The organism is Faecalitalea cylindroides ATCC 27803 (assembly GCF_000469305.1).
GTDB lineage: Bacteria > Bacillota_I > Bacilli_A > Erysipelotrichales > Erysipelotrichaceae > Faecalitalea > Faecalitalea cylindroides.
In genome coordinates, this window is the sequence record NZ_KI271060.1 from 1 (window position 1) to 251 (window position 251).

Annotated in this window: 1 protein-coding gene; it reads left to right on the forward strand. The window is 43.8% G+C overall.

The features are described from left to right. Nucleotides 1-195 (forward strand): hypothetical protein (locus tag HMPREF0367_RS10665; RefSeq protein WP_211237389.1); only part of this gene is annotated, 195 nt, incomplete at its 5' end. Nucleotides 196-251: the final 56 nt, after the last annotated feature.

Consider the following 251-nt stretch of genomic DNA (forward strand, 5'->3'; position numbering starts at 1 on the left):
AAGTTTCGTCTGGGATACACCGTACTGCAAACGCCTGTCTGCAAAATCCTGTATCCACTCTGTATCATTCAGTGCGATACCCCCTTTATGAAAAAAACTGTGACATTTTTTATCCGATGTCACAGCAGTAAAAAAAGCTACCAAACACTTGATATGAGCCAAGAAGCGGTAACTTTTGTGTATGTTTCCTTGTGATTTGTGCCCCTCTGTTAGATACCGAGGGGCTTGATATATGCTGGCGTGGCTACCGC